Annotated in this window: 16 protein-coding genes and 3 pseudogenes; 6 read left to right on the top strand and 13 right to left on the bottom strand. The window is 65.1% G+C overall.

What is annotated here, in order from left to right; translation table 11 throughout:
- The first annotated feature begins 11 nt into the window (after positions 1-11).
- The 4 genes and pseudogenes from NHG85_RS19220 to NHG85_RS19970 form a co-directional block, all read left to right on the top strand.
- Positions 12-1,082, top strand: coding sequence for an ABC transporter ATP-binding protein (locus NHG85_RS19220; RefSeq protein ID WP_253335349.1), 1,071 nt, complete (start codon positions 12-14; stop codon positions 1,080-1,082).
- Complete coding sequence (locus tag NHG85_RS19215) at positions 1,079-2,533, top strand: sulfatase-like hydrolase/transferase (RefSeq protein WP_253335348.1); 1,455 nt, start codon at positions 1,079-1,081, stop codon at positions 2,531-2,533. The genes NHG85_RS19220 and NHG85_RS19215 overlap by 4 nt, the downstream gene beginning before the upstream one ends.
- Positions 2,530-4,074 carry a sulfatase family protein gene (locus tag NHG85_RS19210; protein ID WP_253335347.1) on the top strand — a complete coding sequence of 515 codons (1,545 nt, stop codon included), beginning with the start codon at positions 2,530-2,532 and terminating at the stop codon, positions 4,072-4,074. The genes NHG85_RS19215 and NHG85_RS19210 overlap by 4 nt, the downstream gene beginning before the upstream one ends.
- A 165-nt stretch (positions 4,075-4,239) precedes the next feature.
- Positions 4,240-4,518 (top strand): annotated as a pseudogene (locus NHG85_RS19970) (IS256 family transposase); the annotation flags it as partial.
- Between the two features lie 176 nt (positions 4,519-4,694).
- Here the strand turns inward: NHG85_RS19970 and gdhA are convergent.
- The 6 genes and pseudogenes from gdhA to NHG85_RS19180 all read right to left on the bottom strand — a co-directional run bounded on the left by gdhA (position 4,695) and on the right by NHG85_RS19180 (position 12,085).
- Positions 4,695-6,044, bottom strand: a complete 1,350-nt coding sequence (gene gdhA, locus NHG85_RS19205) for an NADP-specific glutamate dehydrogenase (protein WP_253335346.1) — start codon at positions 6,042-6,044, stop codon at positions 4,695-4,697.
- Between the two features lie 185 nt (positions 6,045-6,229).
- Positions 6,230-8,197 carry a tripartite tricarboxylate transporter permease gene (locus NHG85_RS19200; protein ID WP_253335345.1) on the bottom strand — a complete coding sequence of 656 codons (1,968 nt, stop codon included), beginning with the start codon at positions 8,195-8,197 and terminating at the stop codon, positions 6,230-6,232.
- A gap of 75 nt (positions 8,198-8,272) precedes the next feature.
- Positions 8,273-9,355 (bottom strand): Bug family tripartite tricarboxylate transporter substrate binding protein, encoded by a 1,083-nt coding sequence (locus NHG85_RS19195; protein ID WP_253335344.1) that lies wholly within the window; start codon positions 9,353-9,355, stop codon positions 8,273-8,275.
- A 95-nt stretch (positions 9,356-9,450) separates the two neighbouring features.
- A pseudogene (locus NHG85_RS19190) lies at positions 9,451-10,263 on the bottom strand (beta-keto acid cleavage family enzyme).
- Complete coding sequence (locus tag NHG85_RS19185; RefSeq protein WP_253335343.1) at positions 10,260-10,802, bottom strand: 3-isopropylmalate dehydratase small subunit; 543 nt, start codon at positions 10,800-10,802, stop codon at positions 10,260-10,262. The pseudogene NHG85_RS19190 and the gene NHG85_RS19185 overlap by 4 nt, the downstream one beginning before the upstream one ends.
- Positions 10,799-12,085 carry a 3-isopropylmalate dehydratase large subunit gene (locus NHG85_RS19180; RefSeq protein ID WP_253335342.1) on the bottom strand — a complete coding sequence of 429 codons (1,287 nt, stop codon included), beginning with the start codon at positions 12,083-12,085 and terminating at the stop codon, positions 10,799-10,801. The genes NHG85_RS19185 and NHG85_RS19180 overlap by 4 nt, the downstream gene beginning before the upstream one ends.
- Before the next feature lie 325 nt (positions 12,086-12,410).
- Between NHG85_RS19180 and NHG85_RS19175 the strand changes: the two genes are divergently transcribed.
- Positions 12,411-14,051, top strand: coding sequence for a TAXI family TRAP transporter solute-binding subunit (locus tag NHG85_RS19175; RefSeq protein WP_253335341.1), 1,641 nt, complete (start codon positions 12,411-12,413; stop codon positions 14,049-14,051).
- 68 nt (positions 14,052-14,119) lie between these two features.
- On the opposite strand, the gene NHG85_RS19170 is transcribed toward NHG85_RS19175, so the two are convergent.
- From NHG85_RS19170 to NHG85_RS19145, 6 genes are all read right to left on the bottom strand, one after another.
- Positions 14,120-14,770 (bottom strand): DUF3726 domain-containing protein, encoded by a 651-nt coding sequence (locus NHG85_RS19170; RefSeq protein ID WP_253335340.1) that lies wholly within the window; start codon positions 14,768-14,770, stop codon positions 14,120-14,122.
- On the bottom strand, positions 14,767-16,470 hold the full coding sequence (locus tag NHG85_RS19165; RefSeq protein WP_253335339.1) for a hypothetical protein: 1,704 nt from the start codon (positions 16,468-16,470) through the stop codon (positions 14,767-14,769). Before NHG85_RS19165 ends, NHG85_RS19170 begins: the two co-directional genes overlap by 4 nt.
- Positions 16,471-16,541: 71 nt before the next feature.
- Positions 16,542-18,101 carry a BCCT family transporter gene (locus NHG85_RS19160; protein ID WP_253335338.1) on the bottom strand — a complete coding sequence of 520 codons (1,560 nt, stop codon included), beginning with the start codon at positions 18,099-18,101 and terminating at the stop codon, positions 16,542-16,544.
- Between the two features lie 43 nt (positions 18,102-18,144).
- Positions 18,145-19,092 (bottom strand): membrane dipeptidase, encoded by a 948-nt coding sequence (locus tag NHG85_RS19155; protein WP_253335358.1) that lies wholly within the window; start codon positions 19,090-19,092, stop codon positions 18,145-18,147.
- A 56-nt stretch (positions 19,093-19,148) separates the two neighbouring features.
- A complete protein-coding gene (locus NHG85_RS19150; protein ID WP_253335357.1) occupies positions 19,149-20,609 on the bottom strand; it encodes an aldehyde dehydrogenase family protein in 1,461 nt (486 codons plus the stop codon).
- Between the two features lie 118 nt (positions 20,610-20,727).
- Complete coding sequence (locus NHG85_RS19145; protein WP_253335337.1) at positions 20,728-21,609, bottom strand: LysR family transcriptional regulator; 882 nt, start codon at positions 21,607-21,609, stop codon at positions 20,728-20,730.
- A gap of 106 nt (positions 21,610-21,715) precedes the next feature.
- Here NHG85_RS19145 and NHG85_RS19140 point away from each other — a divergent pair, with 106 nt between their 5' ends.
- Positions 21,716-22,072 (top strand): RidA family protein, encoded by a 357-nt coding sequence (locus tag NHG85_RS19140; RefSeq protein WP_253335336.1) that lies wholly within the window; start codon positions 21,716-21,718, stop codon positions 22,070-22,072.
- A gap of 21 nt (positions 22,073-22,093) precedes the next feature.
- Here NHG85_RS19140 and NHG85_RS19135 read toward each other — a convergent pair.
- Positions 22,094-22,353, bottom strand: a pseudogene (locus NHG85_RS19135) (hypothetical protein); the annotation flags it as partial.

Here is a 22,353-nt window from a genome sequence, read left to right as displayed (position 1 = left end):
GGGCCAGGACAATGGCGACCATCGAATTTCGCAATGTTACCCGTCACTTTCCTGGCACGCACCGGGCCGCGGTGGAGCATCTGAACCTGCCGATCGAGGATGGCGAGTTCGTGGTGCTCGTCGGGCCGTCGGGTTGCGGCAAGTCCACCTCCCTGCGGATGCTTTCGGGGCTCGAACTCGTCGACAGCGGCGAAATCCTCATCGACGGCAAGGATATCAGCCGTGCCCGCCCCTCCGAGCGCGACGTGGCCATGGTGTTCCAGAACTACGCGCTCTATCCGCACATGACGGTGGCCGACAACATGGGCTTCCATCTGCGGATCGCCAAGCGGCCCAAGTCCGAGATCCGCCAGAAGGTCGAGATCGCCGCCGAGAAGCTGGGGCTGACCCCGTTCCTCGATCGTTACCCGCGCAACCTCTCGGGCGGGCAGCGGCAGCGGGTGGCCATGGGGCGCGCCATCGTGCGCACGCCCAAGGTCTATCTCTTCGACGAACCCCTGTCGAACCTCGACGCCAAGCTGCGGGTGCAGATGCGCGGCGAGATCAAGAAGCTGCAAGGCGAGCTGGGCACCACCACGGTCTATGTCACGCATGACCAGATCGAGGCGATGACCATGGCCGACCGGATCGCGGTGATGTCCGAGGGCAAGCTTGAGCAATACGGCACCCCGACCGAGCTTTACGACCGCCCGGTCAACACCTTCGTTGCCGGGTTCATCGGCTCGCCGGGGATGAATTTCATAGAAGGGGCGATCGACGCGGACGGCGGGCATTTCCACAATGACGCGGGGCTGCGCTTGGCGCTTGACGGCACCTTCACGCCGGGTCGCAAGGTGACGATCGGCATCCGCCCCGAGCATCTGCGCCTTGCCGAGGATGGCTTTGGCGCCAATGTCGATCTCGTCGAACCCACCGGCGCCGAGGAAATGATCGTCTTCGACATCCCCGGCGGACAGGCCACGGCCAGCCTGCGGGAGCGCAACAATCTCAGGAAAGGTCAGAAGGTCGGCCTCACCGCGGCCCCCGGACATGTACATGTCTTTTGCGGCGAGAATGGCAACCGGCTGGAAGGGCGGACGTGAGCCGCACGCCCGACATCCTGGTCATCGTCTCCGATGACCAGGGCACCTGGGCGATGGCCCATGCCGGAACGTTCGAGCTCGACACGCCCAACCTCGATCGGCTGGCGGAGATGGGCAAGCGGTTCGACGCGCTCTATTGCGTCTCACCGGTCTGTTCGCCCGCCCGTGCTTCGATCCTGACCGGGCGCATCCCTTCGGCGCATGGCGTCCACGACTGGCTGGCGGCGGGCAACTCGACGCTGGAGCGGGCCTATCACCGGCTGCTGATCGACTATCTCGACGGGTTCGAGACCTATCCCGAAATCCTCGCCCATGCCGGTTACCGCTGTGGGCTCAGCGGCAAGTGGCATCTGGGCAAGACCGAAGAACCGCATCGCGGTTTCGACTTCTGGCAGGCCTTTCCCACCGGCGGCGGAAGCTACCGCGACCCCAAGATCGTCGATGGTCGCCGGATGACCGACCGCGAAGGCTATCTGACCGAGATCATCACCGACAACGCGCTGGAGTTCCTGCGCGCGCAGGACGGGGCGCGTCCTTGGTATCTGAGCGTGCACTATACCGCGCCGCATTCGCCCTGGGCGCTCGACGAGCACGAGCCCGAGGACGTGGCGGCTTTCTGGCCGGAATGCGATTTCCCCTCGCTGCCGCGCGACCCGATGCATCCCGACATCTACGATCCCGCGGCCTATCCCGAAACGCCCGAACGGCGGCGCGAGATACTGTCCGGCTATGCCGCCGCGATCCGCGGCATGGACCGGCAGATCGGCCGTCTCCTCGATCACCTGGAGGCCGAGGGGCGGCTGGAGGACACCTTCATCCTGTTCACTTCGGACAATGGCATGAACATGGGCCACCACGGAATCTACGGCAAGGGCAACGGCACCGACCCGATCAACCTGTTCGAGACCTCGGTGCGGGTGCCGGGCATCGCGGCCTGGCCCGGGCGGATCGCACCAGGCAGGCTCACTGGCATCTATTCGCATTACGACATCCTGCCGACGCTGCTGGGGCTGGCGAACCTGCCCGACCGCGTGCCCGAAGGCTTGCCGGGGCGCGATCTGTCGGAGGTGCTTCTGGCCGAGGCGCCGGAGGAGGACGGCTTTGCCGTGGTCTTCGACGAATACGGACCGCACCGGATGATCCGGCAGGGCCGGTGGAAATACATCCACCGCGCGGACCCAGAGGCCTGCGAACTCTACGATCTGGAAACCGATCCCGGCGAGACCCGCAACCTTGCCGCCCTCCCCGAGCAAGCCGCCACCCGCGCGCGACTGACCCGTGACCTGGAAGACTGGTTCGCCCGCTACCGCGACCCCGCGCGCGACGGTTTTGATCGGCCGGTGCGCGGCGGCGGCCAGATCGATCATTGCACCGCGCCGCGCACCGATCTGCCGCCCTATCGGCTGCATGACGGGCGTCCCGCCTGCCCCCCATTCAGAGGCTCGACATGACCCGTCCCAACATCCTGCTCATCACCACCGATCAGCAACATTTCTCGACCCTGGGGGCGGTCAACCCGAAGATCCGTACTCCCAACCTCGACCGCCTGTGCAAGATGGGCACCCGCTTCGACCGGGCCTATTGCCCGAGCCCGGTCTGCACGCCCTCGCGCGCCTCGATCCTGACCGGGCTCTATCCCTCGCAGCACGGCGCCTGGACCATCGGCACCCATCTGGACGAGGCCTGCCGCACCCTGCCCGGAATGCTGGGCGAGGCGGGCTACATGTCGGGGCTGGTCGGCAAGGCGCATTTCCATCCCCTCGCCGATACGCCCGGCCACACCTCTCTGGAAAAGCTGCCCATCGTGCGCGACATGGAGCATTGGCGCGGTTTCAACGGGCCGTGGTACGGCTTCGACCATATCGAACTGGCGCGCAACCACGCCGACGAGGCGATGGCCGGACAGCATTACGGGGTGTGGATGGAGGACAGGGGGCTGGTCGACTGGCGCGACTATTTCCAGCCCGCGCCGGGCGAAACCTCCGCCCGCGCCATCCCCATCGGCACCAATGGCGAATACTGGAAGCGGCAGGCCCGCATCTGGGCCCTGCCCGAGGATTTCCACTACACCCGCTGGACCGGCGAACGCTCGGCCGCCTTCATCGATGACGCGCTGGCGCAGGACCGGCCGTTCTTCCTGTGGTCGAGCTTCCACGATCCGCATCCGCCCTATGTGCTGTCGGAGCCCTGGGCCTCGATGTACGATCCCGCGGAGATGGAGCCGGGTAGCCTGACCCCCGGCGAACACGACAAGAACCCGCCGCATTTCGGCAAGACGCAGGAAGAAAATCCCGATTTCGGCGATTGGCACGAGCCGTTCGAGGCGCATGGCTGCCACTCCCACCTGCATGACCGCGACGAGCTGAAGAAGGACATGGCGATCTATTACGGCATGGTCAGCTTCCTCGACCAGGAGGTCGGGCGGATGCTCGACCTTTTGGAGGCGCGCGGCGTGCTCGACGACACGCTGATCGTCTTCACCACCGATCACGGGCATTTCCTCGGCCAGCACGGGCTGATGGCCAAGGGGCCGTTTCATTACGAGGACCTGTTGCGCGTGCCCTTCATCGCGGCCTGGCCCGGCCGGATCGCCGCCGGCGCGGTCAGCCGGTCGCTGCAAAGCCTTGTCGACTTGGCGCCCACCTTCCTGGAGGCTGGGGGCCTGGCCGTGCCGCATGACATGCAAGGCGTGTCGTTGCTTGAGGAGTGGACCGGCCAGCGCGCCGCAACCCGTGATTTCGTATTGTGCGAGAACCGCCACAACCCGGTGATGCCGCATGCCGTCACCCATGTGGACGCGCGCTACAAGATCACCGTGTATCGCGCAGGCGCTGCGGGTGAATTGTTCGATCTGGAAACCGACCCGAACGAGGTCGACAACCTATGGGCCAATCCTGACTTCGCCACGTTGAAGTCCGAATTGCTGCTGCGTTTCGCGCAATCCGTTCTGGCCAGCGAAAGAATGAAGATGCCACGCGTCTCGCATGCCTGAGCATGAGACTGTGCCGCCCGGCCGTAGGCCCGGGACGCTCGGATCCATGGATTTGGGCTGCCCCGACCCCGAGCTATGGCCGAAAATGGGTGATGCAGTCTGAGAAGGCGGCGTATCGTGGCGGGTGCTGAAGCCTGCCAGAACCTCCCGAAGGAGCGATACGCCATAAAGAACGATACCGACATCATCCCGCTTCGTCAGCCCCATTCGCTGGACGATCCTTTGACCGAGATTACCCGCGAGGGGGCATGCCGGATGCTGGCTGCGCTCTTGCGGGCAGAAGCGGATGCCTTCGTCGCAGAGCTTGTCGAAACCCGTCTGCCAGACGGGCGCCAGCGCGTGGTTCGGCATGGCTACGGGCCAGAGCGCGATATCCAGACCGGGATCGGCGGGCTCGCAGTCAGACGGCCGAAGGTCCGGAATCGGGCGTCCTCGACGCCAGGAACCGCGCCGCCTGATCAAAGCGCGTCACCCAAATTCGGGCATGGCTCCGGTGCGCCCTCCACATGGTTCTACAGAACCGTCATGGCATACGAGACGCCGTCTGGCTCCAGAGGCGGGACCGCCGACCTTGTGCGATGCACCTTGACTGGGACGCCCCCGCCGCCGAGGTCTGGAGCCTAGATGATACCAAGCGACCGCATCGCATCCGCCACGCGCACGAAGCCTGCGATATTCGCCCCGAGGACGTAATCTCCGGGTGCGCCGTATTCCTCGGCAGTCTGATCGCACGACTCGTGGATATTGTGCATGATTACCGCCAGCCGTTCCTCGGTCTTCTCGAAAGTCCAGCTGTCGCGGCTTGCATTCTGTTGCATCTCGAGCGCGGAAGTTGCCACTCCACCTGCATTGGCCGCCTTGCCCGGCGCGAAAAGCACGCCCGCCTCCCGGAACAACGCGACCGCATCAGGCGTACAAGGCATATTGGCGCCTTCGGCCACGGCGATTGCGCCATTCGCGATCAACGCCTTGGCATCCTCGATCGTCAGCTCGTTCTGTGTGGCGCAGGGCAAGGCGATGTCGCAAGGCACCCGCCAGATCGAGCCATCGGCGATATAACGGCAGTCGCTGCCGCGCCGCTCGGCGTAATCCGACAGACGCCCGCGCTGCACTTCCTTGATTTCCTTGACCAGATCGAGGTCGATCCCGTTCTCGTCCACGATGTAACCCGAGGAGTCCGAACACGCGACAACCTTGCCGCCGAAGGCTTGGATCTTTTCCATGGCGTAGATCGCGACATTGCCAGAGCCGGACACGACGCAACGTCGTCCTTCAATACTTGTGCCTTGACGGTGAAGCATGGAGCGCACGAAATAGGCGGTGCCGAACCCTGTCGCCTCGCGCCTCGCCCGCGATCCCCCATAGGTCAATCCTTTGCCGGTCAGCACGCCCGCCTCGAAACGGTTGTTCAGGCGCTTGTACATTCCGAACATGTAACCGACTTCGCGCGCGCCGACGCCGATATCACCGGCGGGAACATCCACCTTATCGCCGATGTGACGGTGAAGCTCGATCATGAAGGATTGACAGAACCGCATGATCTCGCGGTCGGATCGTCCCTTGGGATCGAAATCCGACCCGCCCTTGCCGCCGCCGATGGGCAATCCGGTCAGCGCATTCTTGAAGACCTGCTCGAACCCGAGGAATTTTATGATTCCGACATTGACCGAAGGGTGGAAGCGAATTCCGCCCTTGTAGGGACCGAGCGCGGAGTTGAACTGAACCCGGAAGCCGCGGTTGATCTGGACCTGATTGGCGTCGTCGATCCATGGGATGCGAAAGATGATCTGGCGCTCTGGCTCACAGATCCGCTCGATCAAGGCTTCGTCGTAATATTCAGGATGCCGCTCGACGACACGACCCAAGCTTTCAAGCACTTCCCGCGCGGCCTGGTGAAACTCCGGCTCACCCGCGTTACGGTGCAGGACGGTCTTGAGGATGGGCTGAAGCTTCTCATGGATATGGAGCATAATTGGATTTCTCGTTTTGGTGCCTGACGAAACGGCCTAGGGTTTCCGGGGAGGCAAAGACCGGCCACCCGCTGAGGTAATATCAAGCCCGGACAAGGGGGTGGATCATTGTTTGGCCCCCAGCGCCTCAAACACCTCTTGCGACCTCTCGAGCCGGGCAAGCGGGATGTGGGGCTCACCCGGAATCACGGCAGGAACGGAACAAGAGGCTGCAGCAGGCTGGGCGGGAACTTCAGGTTCAATACATGAGACAGCAACAACAGCAAAGCGCTCACCATGATTGCGACCACAACGCCCTGCCAGGTCAGTGGGCGCAGCTCGAATACGATCATCGCGAGGACGAACAGGCCCGCCGCCAGCACGAGGCCGAGCAGATAGACCGCGATCAGAAATCCGATCAGCCAGCCGATATAGACATGCACCGTCCGGCGCCCATCTCGCGTACGCACCTCGTCGTAATGGATGCTGTCCGCGCCTGATCCACGCGCGAAGCGGTAGGCGATCACCGCCAGAATTGCCCCGGTCACGATGGAAGCGCCCAGCGGGAAGATCTGCGCCAGATAGGTTCGCTGCAAGGCATCGAAGAACGCCCAGATACAAAGCGCGGCGAATACCAGGAGAAAACCCATCTCACGGACGCGGACGCTGCGTGTGGCCGGGCCTTGTCCGGTATCCGGCTCGGGTGCATTGCGAGCCCGGACGAAGGTGATCGTCACCGACGCGATAATGACCAGGATCAACAGGATCACGATCGGACGCTGAAGGAACGAGAACCCGTAGATCTGCGTGGCCTGATAAACGGAGTCCTCCAGCCCCTTGGACAGGAAAAAGCCGATCAGCAGTGCCGGCCGCGACCAGCCGAACCGTTTCATGTAGACACCGAGAACGCCGACTCCGAACAACGCGATCAGGTCGAGCCAATCGCGGGTCGCCTGAAAGGCCGCGGAGAACACGATGACGATGACGACGGGACCGATATAGCCGTAGGGGATGGTCGTCAGCTTGGAGATCGGACGGACCAGCGACAGGCAGACCAGCGTCCCGACGATATTGGCGATGGCCAGTGACCAGATGATGGTGAAGGTGAGGTCCAGGTTTCTTTGCACCATGCCGGCACCCGGCTCGATCCCGACAAGCACCAGCCCGCCCAGCAGCACCGCCATCGTGGCAGAGCCCGGGACGCCGAACAGCAGCGTCGGGACCAGCGAACCGCCCTCCTTTGCGTTGTTGGCCGATTCCGGTGCCAAGACGCCGCGGACGTCACCCTTGCCGAACCGGGACTTGTCCCTGGCGGATTGGACAACGTGACCATAGGCGATCCAGTCGATGACAACGCCGCCCAGCCCCGGGAGCATCCCGATCAGCGCCCCGATGCCCGAGCAACGCAGAACGAGCCACTTATGCCTGAGGACATCACGAAGACCTGCGACCGTTCCATGCCCCAGCTTTTGCTGGGATGACGAGGAAATCGTCTGCTTCCGGCCGAGGATCTCGAAGATCTCAGGTATCGCGAACAGGCCGATGGCGATGATCAGCAGCGGAAAACCATCATAGAGGTAGGTCTGGCCCAACGCCATGCGCAGCTCGCCGGTGCTGGTCGCAAAGCCGATCGTGCCGAGGACCAGCCCCACCCCGCAGGCCGCCAGACCCTTGAGCGGGTGACTGCCGGTCAGGATGCCGACCATCGTCAGCGCGAACAGCACGAGCATCAGCTGCTCACCAAAGCCCATCATAAGGATGAGGGGGCGGGCGAAGAGAATGGCGATACTCAGAATGACGGCGCCGAAGACGCCACCGAACAGCGAAGCGCCGAAGGCTGCGGACAGCGCGCGTGCGGCCTCACCCCTCTTGGCCATGGGAAAGCCATCCATGACCGTCGCCTGCGAGCCCGACGTGCCCGGAATGCCCATGAGAACCGACGGAAAGGTGTCGGACGTCGTGGTGATCGCCAACAGGCCGACCATCATGGCGAGGGCCTGGGACGGCTCCATGCCGTAGACGAAAGGCAGCAGGAGAGACAGGCCGGCAAGCCCGCCGAGACCGGGCAGGATGCCCACACCCAGCCCGACCAGAACCCCGAGCAGGAGGTAGCTGAGATGGCCAGGGCTGAACAGGGTCGTCAGCGCGTCCAACGCGGTTACCCAAACGTCCATCACGTTTTCCTTGCAAGAGGGGCCGAGCGAAGTGTGAGGCAGACCGGTGATCCGGTCTGCCTTCGCTGCAGGAGATCAGAGATCAAGGTCGTATTTCTTCTTCAGCCAGTCGCCCAGATAGCCGCGCAGGTCGTCGCCGAGTGCCAGCGCCTGATCCATGTTTGCGCGCGCCTTGTCGCCGACGGCCTGATCATGTTCGCCGAAGAATTTCGCATTCTCTTCAGCATAAGCGGGATCGTCGATGATGTCCCGGATCGCTGCGACATAGGCGTCATAGATGTCATCCGGCGTGTCGGCGGGCAGGAACAGCGATTTGGACGCGCCGGTGAACTGCAGATGCATCTCGTAGAGCGCGCGCTCGGAGCCCGACAGATCGCTGCCGTTGATCTGCTCGTAGAGCTCGAGATAGGTCGGAAGTTCGGGGAAGGTCGGATCGCGGACGATGTTGCCGTCAGCGTCGAAATCGCCATACGAGAAGATCGGCGTGACGATGCCGCTGTCGACCATCGACGCGTAGTCCTTGCGGTAGGCAGCCGAGGATGCGAACGCCAGGTTGATCTCGCCGCGCTCCATCGCGATACGGGCCGGGCCGCCACTGACGCCCCACACCGGCGTCACGTCCAGGTCCAGGCCATCAAAGCCCAGCAGGCGGAAGATCGACAGACCCCGCACGCTGTGATCGGCATAGCGTAGCTCGACGTCCTGCAGGGCCTCGATGTCCTCGGGGCCCGACGCGCCAGTGTCGGTATGGACGAGGGCGACTTCCCGCTGGGGAGTCAGGATCAGCGGACGCCACTCCTTCAGGTCGAATTGCGCGGCGGGGTCTTCGAACAGCCAGTTCAGCTGCGTCGAAACCGTCATCGCGATCAGGGCGGTTCCGTCAGGCTCCGCGCGCGCCTCGAACTGATTGGCGCCGGGCATGCCACCGGCCCCGGGAATGTTGCTGACCACGACCGTGGGGTTGCCCGGAAGATGTTCGCCCAGCTTGCCTGCGAAAAACCGGCCATAGACGTCGGTCGCCCCGCCTGCCTTGAATGGCACGATCATCTCGATCCGTTTGCCCGAGAAATCGACCGTCGATTCCTGGGCAAGGGATGAGGTTCCGAATGCGCTGCTCAGCACCGCCGCCGCTGCTGCGGCCAAGAAATTCTGTTTCATTTCCCTCTCCTTCTGGACTTCGTGAAGCCCGTTCTCGCTATGAAAATCCGTAATCCGTCTCCCCGGCTCCTGCTGTGCCGGTTGAAGGGGCACGCCTATCGCGACATCAGCCCCAGGATCTTGCGCGCTTCTGCCGGTGTCGCGGGGGGGCGGCCAACGGCCGTGCCCAACGCGGCCACGCGACTGACCAGCGCGGCGTTTCCGTCGACCTAAGCGCCGTCCACGCCGATCAAGCTGTCTTCGAATCCGACCCGGCAATGCCCCCCGAGGCCGAGGGCCAGGGTCTGAACAAGCGCGTGATTCGACCCACCCTTGGCCGCCCACCAATGCGCGCCCTCGGGCAGCAGCGAAACCAGCTGCAGGATATGCGCGGCTGCGGTAGACGCGGGGACGTCATCCTTCAGGAACAGTCCGACGCAGGGCCGCTGAAGCTCTTGGACGTGGCCGCAGAGATTGATCAGGCGTTCGATCATTTCGGTGTCCGAACCATCGTACTCGGGACAGACGCCGGCCTTCAGCATCTCCCTTGCCATCTCTGCGACACGCCCCTGAACATCCGACCCCTGCTGCGGACCCACGTCGCGCAGCGCCAGCGACGCCATCTCCGGCCGTAGCGTGATCGGCTGCAGCGCCTGGGCCACGGTCATGCCCCGCGTGCCGGTGCTGAGCTGCACGATGATATCGCAGCGTGCGGTGATCCGGTCCTGTATCTCACGACAGATCCCGATATCCTGCGTCGGCTTTCCAACGCTGTCGCGGGCATGCAGATGCGCGATCGCCGCACCGGCCTGCGCACATGCAACGACGTCATCGGCGATCGCTTCTGGTGAGAGAGGGACGGCGGGATGATCGTCAAGTTTGCGCCATGCTCCGACCGGCGCCACGCAAATGATGTTGGGAAGGCTCATGGCATGTCACCGGACATTGTCACCGGCTGCTTTTCCGACCACCAGCGCCGCAACACGCCCTTGGACCCTCCCGCGTCGATGATCTCTCGCAAACTGCTGTCAAGCGGCGGGAATGAACGGCTTTCGCCGCTGCTCAGGTTCTCGACACGACCCATCGAGAAATCGACTTCGATGCCGTCGCCGTCCTCGAACATATCGGACACGCCCATGCAGCCGGTCAGGAAGGCCAAGCCGCTGCTGACGCCGGCACGCAATGAATTATATGGCATGCTTTCGCAGATCATCCCGATCCCCATGGCCTGCAGCGCGATGAACCCCTGAGCATGGGGCTTGCCAGAGGCGAAGTCGGTTCCGCCGATGATGACGTCGCCCGCTGTCGCTGCATCGGCGAAACCGGAGCGCACGTCCTCGAAGAGATGCGGAATGAGCTTTTGCGGATCGGTGACGCGACCGATGGCCAGCCGGAAGGGGATGAACCCATTGTCGAGCGGAACGCCGTCACCGAATTTATGCGCGCGGCCTCGGAACACCCAATTCACGTGGCTGACCTTTCTGCAAAAAACGGACGAGGGTCGCTGATCACTCCTGCAACCGCCGACGCAGCCACCGTCGCCGGGCTGGCGAGAAAGATGTCCGCGTCTTTTGCGCCCATCCGCCCGAAGTTGTTGACGGCCGCCGTGCAGATCGAGGTCTCGCCGGAACCCAAAGGCCCCATCGTGCCCCCGGCACACGGCCCGCATCCCGCTGGCAGCAGAATCGCCCCCGCCGCCCGGAAAACATTGCCCAACCCCTCGCGCTCCATTCTGGCGATGGTGGCGTTGCTGCCGGGGGTAACAAGGAAACGCGTTCCCGCTGCGACGGTCCTGCCCCTCAGGATGTCGGCCGCAACCACCAGATCATCGAATGTACCTGACCCGCATGATCCCAGATAGGCATGGTCCACCGCGCGTCCCAGCTCCGCGGACCGCAAGGGAATGGTCTGTTCCCCGCCCGGAAGCACGGCCTGAGGCTCGATTGCGGAAAGGTCGATGGTGAGTTCGCTCTCATAGCCCGCGTCCGGATCGGCTGCGATGGCGTCGCCCGGCGCAAGACCTCGATCGCGGTGCCATTTTGCCGTCTGTTCGTCAGGGGCAAAGTAAGTCGCGCAGAGCCCGATCTCGGTGAGCGTGTTGCACAGTGCTATCCGTTCCGCCACTGGAAGGTGACGAAGTGCCGGTCCATGGACCTCGATGGCTCGGTAGTCATAAGGTCCGTAACGGCCAGACACGAAATCCGCCGCCAGCCGAAATCCGAGATCCCGGGCCATGACCCTTGGCGCCAGCTTACCCGTCAACTCGATCTTGATTGTATGAGGCACCTGAACCCAGATCGTGCCCTGCGCCAGCACGGTGATAATCTCGGACCCGGTGCGAAGTGCAAGCGCCCCCACCGCCCCGAAATTGGTGCAGTGCATGTCATAGCAAAGCAGGAACATGCCCGGCCGCACGAGCCCCTCTTCCATGGGAAAGACATGCCCCTGGCCGCCCTGTCCCACATCATAGAAACGCGAGATGCCCCAGTTTTCAGCGACAAGCCGGTTCTGACGCGCCCGTTCTGCCGCCAGAGGCGTCGCATGGATCACGTCGTGATCGGTCACGAACACCACCCGATCCGGATCAAACACCCGGTCGATGCCAAGGCCACCCAATTCGCGATGGGCAGCGGCAATGTAACCGTCATGAACGATGACCAGGTCAGGATCGGGATGAACAATGTCGCCCGGCGCCACCGACGCCATGCCCGAGGCACGCGCCAGATGTTTTTCGATCGCTGTCAGCCCCATTGCCCCCCCAAAACCTCTCACTGTTCCATCCACTGGAACATCAATTCCATTTTCTGTACCAACATGTGGAACGATATGTCAAGAATACCGGATGGCCCGCCATCTTTGATCGGGTCGGTGCTGCCCCTTCGAAGGGGAGGTGGCGCTCGGAGTCTTTGCTGGCGAAGCGGCCGAAAAATTGGAAAACGAAGTGGAAATTGGTCAGTCAGGCAAGCATCCGAGGCATGTTCCGCGGACAGGGAGAGCGCTGTCACGGCTATCGGCTGGACGCTTTCGCCGCTAAATGCGTCGGCAGATGTAAGCCTGAATTCAGGGGTTTTAGCTTATGAACAACACCACGCCCCGAAGCGGATCGTCGCGTGGCACCGCCGGCGCTGCGGGAAAGACGCTGGAGGTTCTCAGGGCCTTTGCCGACGGGCAAGAGGCGTGGGGCGTCCGGGAACTCGCCGCTGCGCTTGATCTGCCGACCAGCTCGGTCCACCGCTCTCTGAAGATCCTGCAGGACCACGGGCTCCTCGGGCGGGACGATGTCTCGGGACGATACCGCCTTGGCAATGAGTGGCATCGCTGGTCCATGCTGTCGAGACGGCATTTTCGTCTGCCGGGGCTGGTGCGACCTGTGGCCCGCAGTCTTGCCGGCGAACTTGGCGCCCCTGTCTGGCTCGCGGTTTTCGACCCGTCCGGCCCCTATGTCTGGGCAGCTTTCGAGGAATCGCCGGGTGCGGGTGAGTCCACCGTACAGATTGGCCTGGAAGAGCCTTTGACTGCCGGTGCCGCAGGACTTGCGGTCCTGGCCGCCAGCCCTTCCTCTGACCGGACAGAGGCGACAGACGCCGATCTGACCATGCGATACCAAGCGCAATTCGCCCAGTTGGCCAAACATGGCTTCATTGCGTACCCCGATGACGATGACGAGCTTTCCGTCAGTCTCGCGGCACCGATCCTCAACGCGTTGCAGCAGCCCTTGGGCAGCCTCGTCGTCACACTCCCCGCACACCAACTGACGCAAACGCGTGAGGCCGAGGCCGGCGCGTTGTTATCAGCCGCGGCCCGTCGCATCTCGATCAGCTTTGCGACGCGCTTCCTGATCGGCAGCGACGCCGCAAGCTCGCAGCCGGGCATGCAGACGCTGGCCAACATCCTGCGGCAAAAGAACGACCGGCTCGAATTGACACCGTGGCGGAGCGGCGGCAGCGACAAGCTGCGCGAGATCAACGATGGGCGCGCGGCCTATGCCACTGCGGTCGGAAGCGTATTGAACGACGTCAGACGCGGCGTCGCCCCGTTTCCGCGTCCCCTCGAGCGCCTGCGCACCGTCACGGCCTTGGTGCCGTTGCAACTGCATATCCTGGTCGCGGCAGATCTGCCGCCGATGTCCTTCGCGGATCTTGCACGTCTGCGGGTGTCTCCGGGTGAACGCGATTACGCCACCGCGGGTCTCTATCTTCGCCTGATGGCCGAAGCCGGCTTGAACGAAACGAGCTTCGAAAAACTGGGCGGTGGGTGCTTTTTCCTCGATTATCGCGAAAGCAACCGCCTGTTCGAGCAGGGACGCCTGGATGCCCTCGTTTCACTTAACGCGCCTCCACATCCGCGATACCACAAGCTTGCCCGCAAACGGCCCTTCAGGCTTCTCGCGCTCGAGGACGATCTTGTTGCGGCAATTGTGAAGAAAGGCAGCGGCCTAGCCAGAAGCGTCATCGCACCCGGTCACTATCCTAGACAGACCGAGCCGGTTCAGACTGTGGAATCGCCGCTGCTGATCGTGACGGCCGAGGATCGCGACGAGGACGAAGTGTATGATTTCGTTCGTGCAGCCAGCAAACATGCGCCAGAACTGGCCGCAATGAAGCCAGCTTTCGAGGTGAGAAGCCCCGACGCAGCGTGCCCGGGCTGTCTGGTCGAGACGCATCCCGGGGCGGCCCGCTTCTTTGCCGAAGGAGACAGGCGCCGCGACCGAAGCTGACCGCGCTCTCGTTTCCGGTCGAGACTGGCGACGACACCGCGCCCCGAGGGGGCAAAGCGACCCCCGGATCAATCCATATCGCTCCCGGCCCCCGCCCCGGCGCGGCTGGCCTCGGTGGCGGGGGCATAGGTGCGAAACGCGAAGCTTTCCAAGATGCGGAAGGTCTCGGCGGACACATGGCGGTCGGGGGTGGCCGGGCTCCATGCCGGGGCCTGTCCATCGCGCGCGGTCAGGGTGACCGATGTTGTCCCCGTCCCTGCCCCGGCCGGTACCGCAGCCGCCCCCGCCAGCTTCGGGACACCCCCGTCGAGGAGGAGCGAGACGCCCTGCCATTCGAGCGCCAGGGCCACCCCGGCGGAGCGGGATGCCGCGAATGCGAAGGGGGCCAGAAGCAGCGGCACCGCGACCTCGTGCAGGCGCAATGTCGCCCCGGCCTTCAGCTCATCGGCCCGGTCGCAGATCAGCGCGCCGGCAATGATCGGGCACAGCGGACCGCGCCGCGCCCGCAAGATCCCGTCGGGCTGTTCCGGTGCGAGGTCGCAGTAAGGTTTCCCGTCGTTCTGGCGAAGCAATTCGGCCAGAAGCCACGGGCCGGGAAAGCCGTTGTCGCTGAGCCAGCGCACGGCCTTGCCCGCCTCCTCGGCCAGGCCCCAGCTCATGGCGCCGCCCCGCGCCGCCTTGCGGGCGAGCGCCTCGATCTCGTTGAGCGAGCAGATCACGACAGCACCTCCGGCAAGGCGGGATAGGTCCAGCCCGCGAACTCCATATCGGCGATCTCGTGCGGGAAGGGCGCGTTGCGGAACATGTTGATCCGCACCCAGCGGTCGGAACGCGGGTCGAAATGGCAGGCCCCGAAAAAGGAGAGCTTCGCGCGCAGCAGATCGATGGGCAGGACATCGGAGCCGACGGTGTTGTCGCGGATCTCGGCATAGGGATGACGGGCGGCGATCTGCACCCGCCGCAGGATGTGGCGGTGCTCCGGGTGACGCAGCAGGACATCCGCAACGCGGGTGTCCCCGGCTTCGCTCTTCAGGGTGCCGTACAAAAGCGCGGCGTCGCGGCCGGGGGCCAGCGGCTGCTCATAGGCCGCGACCGGCTCGAGGTGACGTTCGCCCAGACGTGGCTCCAGCTTTTCAGCGGAGACATACCAGGCGCGGGCCTGTGCGTCGGGGTGGGCCCAGTCGGTCCCGAGCGCCCAGGCGTAGTCGCGCTCGAGGATCTCGCGCAGGCGTGCCACGGTCATTGCGCCCTCGATCCGGAAACCGGCGGCTTCGTCGGCGCTCATCCGCGACGGAAGATCATCGATCAGCGCGCCGTAAGGCTCCATCATCAGCGCCACGAGAAGCTCCTGCCCCTCGAGGCTCAGCGCCGTCTCGGACCAGCGGTAGAGCGCATCCCACGGCTGCGGCGCGTCAAGCGCGCCTTCGTCGAGACGGGCCGCGAGGCGGGTGAGGTCGGATTTCAGCCCGGCGATCTTGTCGCACTGGATCGGATGCTCGGAATGCCAATCGTCGACGTTGCGCCGCCCGCGCCGCAGCATGATGCGAAACGCTTGCGCTTCGGCGGGGGTGATCGCCGGCAGGGCCCGGACCCGCGCCAGCGCGATTTCCCGGGTCTCGATCCAGTTGTTGAGCAGGATGGGATGGTTGAGCAGGAAGGGCGCCATGCCCAGCCCGGTGGAGTTGCCGATGCCGAAGGCGCGGCGCAGCCCCGGCTCCAGCTTCGCCGCCCGCCCCGGCGCGCGGGCCTCGGCCATGTGCTCGACGAGGTCCAGCACGAAGCCGCGGATGAGGAATACGGTCAGCATCTCGGCCTGGAACGGCACTGCGAATTCGGGCCGGTCGCAGATGCTCTCGCGGTCGGCGGCGCCAAGCTTGCCCGAGCCATAGACGGCGGTGGTGCGCATCAGGTAGCCGACGGCGTCGATCTGCGCCCGGTCGGGCTGCGCGCCGCGGCTCAGGCAGTCGACGACATGCTCGAACAGGCGTCCCGAGCGGTTGGCGCGCGACACGGTCAGCTCCGAGGAGGTGACGCGCCCGGCCTCCTGCAGCGGCACGTTGCGCGACAGACGCTCGATATCGGCACCCGAGGGGATGCCGTCAAACAGGGTAAAGGTGGTGTCCCATGCGGTGGCGATCACCCGGTCCGAGCGTTGCTCGGGCGGCAGGTCATGGGCAAAGGCGACGAGGCTGTAGCTGCGCTCGGGCCCGTGCATCGTATAGACGGCGTGGCCCACGCCCCTGCCGTCGATCTCGAAGGCGCGGCGCTCGAAGCGCCAGTTCTCGGATTTCAGCCGCCGCAGCAGCACCCGCATGAAGGACAGCCGCGACTGGTGGAACGAGCCCATGCGCGCGAGCCGCATCACCGTTTCGGGGGAGCGCAGCGCCACGCGGTCGGGGCTCAGCTGGTCGAGTTTCATCACGCGCCTCCTCATTGCACGATACCACGTATTGATCCGGGCGGCTCTTCGCGGGCCGCCCGGCGACCTGATCAGGCGCGTTCGCGACCCTTGGCGAGGGTAATCCGCAGCGCGTCCCACAGCGATGGCAGCAGCACCAGCGACACCGGCACCGCCGTGACCACGATGAAGCTTTGCAGCTTGCCCACGCCGCCCGAACCGAGCGAGACGAGGATGATCGCCACCAGCCCCATGCCGATGCCCCAGAACACCCGCACCGGCATCGAGGAGCGGTCCTCGTCCGATATGGCGACCGAGATCACGTAGGTCATCGAGTCGCCAGTGGTGGCCACGAAGATCGTGGTCAGGATCAGGAACAGCAGCGAAACGATGAAGCCCATCGGCAGCTGCTGGGTGATCGCCATCAGGGCCGCGGGCAGGTTGAAGCCCTCGAAGGCGGTGGAGACCGAGCCGGTCTCGGCCAGCTCGAAGGCGATGCCCGTGCCGCCGATGATGGTGAACCAGAAGGTGGTGATGATCGGCGCTATGAGCGACAGCATGATCACGATGGATCGGATCGAGCGGCCGCGCGAGATGCGCGCGATGAACATCGCCATCAGCGGCCCGTAGCCCATGAACCAGCCCCAGAAGAACACTGTCCACCAGCCGAGCCAGCCCGGCTCGCCGAACAGCCCCGCCTCGCCGCGATAAAGCGCCATCTGGAAGAAGTTGCCGATATAGCCGGTGAAGCCCGCGACGTAGCTTTGAAAGATGAAGGCGGTCGGCCCGAAGACCAGCATGAACAGCAGCAGCGCGCCTGCGAGGATGACGTTGATCTTGCTCAGAAGCTGGATGCCGCGCGTCAGCCCCGACATGGCCGAGAGCGTGTAGAGCGTCACCAACCCGGCGATCACCGTGGCCTGCGTGGCGAAGCTGTCCGGCAGGCCGAACAGCGTGTTCAGCCCGTAGCTCACCTGCAGCCCGAGAAAGCCGATCGGCCCCACCGTGCCCGCGACCACCGCGATGATGCACGACGCATCGGCGAAGAGCCCGATCGGCCCGCGGATCGCGCGATCGCCGAAAAGCGGGTAGAGCAGCGTGCGCGGCGCCAGCGGCAGGCCCTTCTCGTAGTGGTAGTGCATCAGCATCACCGTCGAGAGCGCGCCCAGGATCGCCCAGGCGAGAAAGCCCCAATGCATGAAGCTCTGCGCCAGCGCCGGGGCCACGGCCTCGGGCGTTCCGGCCTCGGCGCCGAAGAGCGGTGGCGAGGACAGGAAATGCGCCATCGGCTCGCCCGCCGCCCAGAACACGCCGCCGCCCGCCAGCAGCGTGCACATGATCATCGAGCCCCATTGGAACACCGAGAACTCGGGCCGCGCGAGGCCGCCCATGATCGCCCGCCCGCCGGGCAGCACGATCAGGACAAGGCCGATCAGGAAGGTCGCCAGCAGCAGCAGCTGCCAGTAAAGGCCGAAATATTTGGCCGAAAAGGCGAAGCTTGTATCGACCATCCGCGACAGAAGGTCGAGATCGAGCAGCGCGATCAGGCAGAAGATGGCGATGAAGCCGCCGGTGATGGCGAAGAGCGGTTTGTTGATATGGCCGGGGCTGGGCGTGTCCGCCGCCGCCGGGCTATGGGTCTGGTCCGTCATTCCATCCTCCCTGAAGGAATTGCCGAAGATACGTCTCGCGGCGCTACTCGGCTGCCGCCTTCAGCCCCGCCTCCTCCGCGGCGCCGAAGCTCGTGTCGAAGAAGCGCAGCCAGTTCTCTCCCATGATCCCGGCCACCTCCGCCGCGTCGAAGCCCACGGCGCGAAGCCCGGTTTCGATGTTGGAAAAGTCGCGGTTGTCCGCGAACCACGCGGGCATGTCGGGAAAGCCGGGTGCGGCGGCCGAGCCCTCGCCGTAATCGACCCGCTTGGTCCAGCGGCCCATGCGCATCCAGTCGACCACGCTGTCGGGGTGGTCCTGGCACAGGTCCGAGCCGATCCCGAGGCTGCGCGCGCCGACCATTTCGGCGCAGCGCGCGACCATCTCGCAAAAGCTTTCGATCGTGCAGTCGCCCTTGTCCCTCAGGTGATGCGGATAGAGCGAGAAGCCGAGCATGCCGCCGGTTTCGGCCAGCGCCCGGATCACCGTATCGCTCTTGTTGCGCCGCGCGGGCGTCCAGAAGGCCGGGTTGGCATGGGTGATGGCGATGGGACGGGCGGAGTGCTCGATCGCCTCCAGCGTCGAGCGCTCGGCGGAGTGGCTCATGTCGACCACGAGACCGACGCGGTTCATCTCCTCGATCACCTCGCGGCCCATGCGGGTCAGGCCCGGATCCTCTGCCTCGTAACAGCCCGTCGCCAACAGCGACTGGTTGTTGTAGCTCAGCTGCATGAAGCGCGCGCCCAGTGTGTGGACGATCTCGACGAGGCCAATGTCGTCCTCGATCGGGCTGGGGTTCTGAAAGCCGAAGAAGATCGCCGTGCGCCCTTCGGCCTTCGCGCGGCGCACGTCATCGCCGGTGCGGCCCTGGAAGATCAGGTCCGGGAACTGCTCGAACCGGCGGTTCCAGGCCTCGATGTTGAGCACCGTCTCGCGGAAATTCTCGTGGTAGGCGATGGTGACATGCACCGCGTCCACGCCGCCCTCGCGCATCTGGCGAAAGATCTTCTCCGACCAGTTGGCGTATTGCAGTCCATCGATCCTGTAGGTCACGCCAGATCCTCCGGCGTGCCGGCCGCGATGTAGGCGGTCTTGACCGTGGTGTAGAATTCGACCGCGTAGGCCCCCTGCTCGCGCGGGCCGTAGGAGGAATTGCCGCGCCCGCCGAAGGGGACGTGGTAGTCGGTCCCGGCGGTGGGCAGGTTGACCATCACGCAGCCGGTGCGGGCGTTGCGCCGGAAATGCGTGGCCCGCGCGATGGAGCGGGTGACGATGCCCGAGGTCAGGCCGAACTCGGTATCGTTCACCACCTCGAGCGCCTCGGCGTAGGAGCCGACCTTGATGACGCAGGCGATGGGGGCGAACATCTCTTCGCGGTTTATCGCCATGTCGTTGGCGGTGCCGGTGAAGACCGCCGGAGACATGTAGTAGCCTTGGGTGCCGAGGCTGAGCCGCTCACCGCCGCATGCGAGGGTCGCGCCCTCGGACTTGCCCAGCTCGATGTAGTCGAGATTGGCCCTGAGCTGCTCTTCGCTGACGACGGGGCCGATCTGCGTACCCTCCTCGAGCGCATGGCCGACCTTCATGGCCTTTGCACCGGCGACCAGCTTCTCGACGAAGGCGTCATGCACGGCCTCATGCACCACCAGCCGCGAGGAGGCGGTGCATTTCTGGCCCGATCCGCCAAAGGCGCCGCCAAGCGCGAGGCTCACGGCGAGGTCGAGATCGCCGTCATCCATGACCGCCAGCGCGTTCTTGGAGCCCATCTCCATCTGGATCTTGGTGAAGTTCTCGACCGCCGCGCGGGCGATGCCGCGACCTACCGGGACCGATCCGGTAAAGGAGATCGCGTCAAGCTCGGGGCTCTCGACCAGCTTCTGGCCGATCTCGCGGCCCGCGCCCATGACGAGGTTGAACAGCCCCTCGGGGATGTCCTGACGCGAGATGATCTCGGTCAGGGCCACGGCCGAGGCGGGCGTGACATTCGCGGGCTTCCAGATCACCGCATTGCCGAAGGCCAGCGCCGGCGCGATCTTCCAGCTTGCCGTGGCGGTGGGGAAATTCCACGGGCTGATCACCGCGACGACGCCCACCGGCTCGCGCCGCACGTCGACCTCGACGCCCGCGCGCACGCTATCGGCGGTGTCGCCGATCTGGCGCAGGCATTCGGCGGCGTAATAGGTGAAGAACTGCCCCGCGCGGTAGATCTCGCCCTTGCCCTCGGCCAGGGGCTTGCCCTCCTCGCGCGACAAAAGCTCACCCAGCTCGGCGGCGCGGCCCATCATTTCGGTGCCGATCGCCATCAGCACGTCGTGGCGCCGCTCGGGGCCGTAGCCCGCCCAGACCGCCTGCGCCCGGCGGGCGGCGGCCAGCGCCTCTTCGAGCTGCGCCGCACTCGCCTGCGCATAGCGGCCGACCAGCTCCGACAGGTCCGAGGGGTTGCGATTCTCGATCTCGCCGGCCCCGGCAACCCAGGCCCCTGCGATGTAATTGCGGTTGAGGTCGGTCATGGCGTTCATGGGGGCTCTCCTGTCTGAACCGGCGCGAGGCGGGGTTGCGGACAGTAAGCCCGAGCGCGGGCCTTCAATCAAATTCGATTGTTTTAATTTTGATTCAGCAAAACTGAAGTCAATCGAGGTCGCGCAGATCGGCCGTCTGGGCTTCGAGCACGCGCAGGAAGGCGCGCGCCGCAGGGGGCAGGAGGCGGCGCGGCTGCGACACGAGCGACAGGTGCCGTCTTGCCGCCCCATCGGCCAGCGGCAGGAATACCAGCCCCTCGTCCCGTGGCACGGCCCGGCGCGGCAGCAGCGTCAGCCCCACGCCCGCCCGCACCAGCGCCAGAAGCGAGGCCGTGCTTGGCACCGACAGGAGCGCGCCTGCGAGGATCGGGGCGAAAGCGGCCGCTTCGATCTGCCGACACAGGCCATGGGCGATGAAATCGCGGTCCTGCAGATCCTCCCAGCCGACAGGATCGCCGCGCCGCGCGAGCGGGTCCTGCGGCGCGCAGACCACGCCGAAGGGGTCCGAGAACAGCAGCTTGTGCTCGAAGCCGGACCCGGCGGCGATGCTGGCGATGCCGATATCGGCACGCTCGGCTTCGAGCTCGCGCTGCACCGAGGCGCTGTCCATGTCGCGCATGTCGATGCGCACGCGCGCATGGTCGCGGCGAAACCGGCGGATCACCTCGGGCAGGATCGCGGTGGCCACCGAGGGCGTCACCGCCAGCCGCACCTGCCCGTCCTCGGCCCGCGACAGCCCCTCGATCGCCGCGACGGTACGGCCGAAATGCTCGATCTCGCGCCGCGCCTCGGTGTGGATCATCTCGCCCAAGGGGGTCAGCCGCGACTTGCGCGCCGTCTCGAACAGCGCCGCGCCGACATGCTCCTCGAACTGTTTGAGCATCATCGAGACCGCAGACGGCGTCCGCCCGAGTTGGCTGGCCGCCTCGTTCAGGCTGCCGTGCTGCACCACTGCGCAAAAGCATCGCAGCATCTCGATCTTGATGGCCAAATTCAGATTCCCTGAAATGAGTTTCAGATAATGCATTTTGCCTGAACACACTCGTCCCGTCTACAAGACGGGCAGAGCCAAGATGCACGGACAAAAGGAACACGACATGACAGACACACTGAGAAAGATCGGCGGATCGGCCCGCTTTTCCGCGATCGCGATACATAACGGTCAGGTGCATCTCGCCGGGCAGGTGTCGCAGCTCAAGGACGGCGACATCGAAGCCCAGTCGCGCGATGTCTTCGCCAAGGTCGATGCGCTTCTGGCCGAGGCCGGCTGCAGCCGCGAGGATCTGATCTCGGTGCAGCTCTGGCTGGCCGACATGGCGGATTACGAAGGCATGAACGCGGTCTGGGACGACTGGGTCTCTTCGGTTACGCCACCGACGCGCGTCTGCGTCGAGGCCCGGATGGCCCAGCCCCACTATCGCATCGAGGCACTGGCCATCGCGGCACAGCGATGACCGCTTCCGGGCGGGCCGCGCTCATCGCGCCTCGCCCGGTGGATCGGCCGCCTCCCGCCTGCGCTTCACCTCGGCCGCGATCCGCGCCACGCCTTCGCCGATCCGCTCCGAGGTGATCGAGGAGTAGCCCAGCCGGAAGAAGGGACAAGGCCCGGAGAGCTGGTCGAAAAAGGGCGCGCCCGGCTCGATCACCACCCCCTCGCGCAGAAGGTCTTCGGCCAGCCGCAGCGAGCACAGCCCCGGCGGCCCCTCGATCCAGACGCTCGACCCGCCGAACTTCG

Origin of the sequence: Limimaricola litoreus (assembly GCF_024159025.1) — a bacterium.
In the GTDB taxonomy this organism is placed as follows: Bacteria; Pseudomonadota; Alphaproteobacteria; order Rhodobacterales; family Rhodobacteraceae; genus Limimaricola; species Limimaricola litoreus.
This window is presented reverse-complemented; position numbering and strand designations above follow the sequence as displayed.

Coding starts and splice junctions, on each gene's coding strand:
- NHG85_RS19220 (WP_253335349.1), top strand. CDS start 12: ATGGCGACCATCGAATTTCGCAATGTTACCCGTCACTTTCCTGGCACG.
- NHG85_RS19210 (WP_253335347.1), top strand. CDS start 2,530: ATGACCCGTCCCAACATCCTGCTCATCACCACCGATCAGCAACATTTC.
- gdhA (WP_253335346.1), bottom strand. CDS start 6,044: ATGCTCCATATCCATGAGAAGCTTCAGCCCATCCTCAAGACCGTCCTG.
- NHG85_RS19200 (WP_253335345.1), bottom strand. CDS start 8,197: ATGGACGTTTGGGTAACCGCGTTGGACGCGCTGACGACCCTGTTCAGC.
- NHG85_RS19195 (WP_253335344.1), bottom strand. CDS start 9,355: ATGAAACAGAATTTCTTGGCCGCAGCAGCGGCGGCGGTGCTGAGCAGC.
- NHG85_RS19180 (WP_253335342.1), bottom strand. CDS start 12,085: ATGGGGCTGACAGCGATCGAAAAACATCTGGCGCGTGCCTCGGGCATG.
- NHG85_RS19175 (WP_253335341.1), top strand. CDS start 12,411: ATGAACAACACCACGCCCCGAAGCGGATCGTCGCGTGGCACCGCCGGC.
- NHG85_RS19165 (WP_253335339.1), bottom strand. CDS start 16,470: ATGAAACTCGACCAGCTGAGCCCCGACCGCGTGGCGCTGCGCTCCCCC.
- NHG85_RS19160 (WP_253335338.1), bottom strand. CDS start 18,101: ATGACGGACCAGACCCATAGCCCGGCGGCGGCGGACACGCCCAGCCCC.
- NHG85_RS19155 (WP_253335358.1), bottom strand. CDS start 19,092: ATGCGCGAGGGCGGCGTGGACGCGGTGCATGTCACCATCGCCTACCAC.
- NHG85_RS19150 (WP_253335357.1), bottom strand. CDS start 20,609: ATGACCGACCTCAACCGCAATTACATCGCAGGGGCCTGGGTTGCCGGG.
- NHG85_RS19140 (WP_253335336.1), top strand. CDS start 21,716: ATGACAGACACACTGAGAAAGATCGGCGGATCGGCCCGCTTTTCCGCG.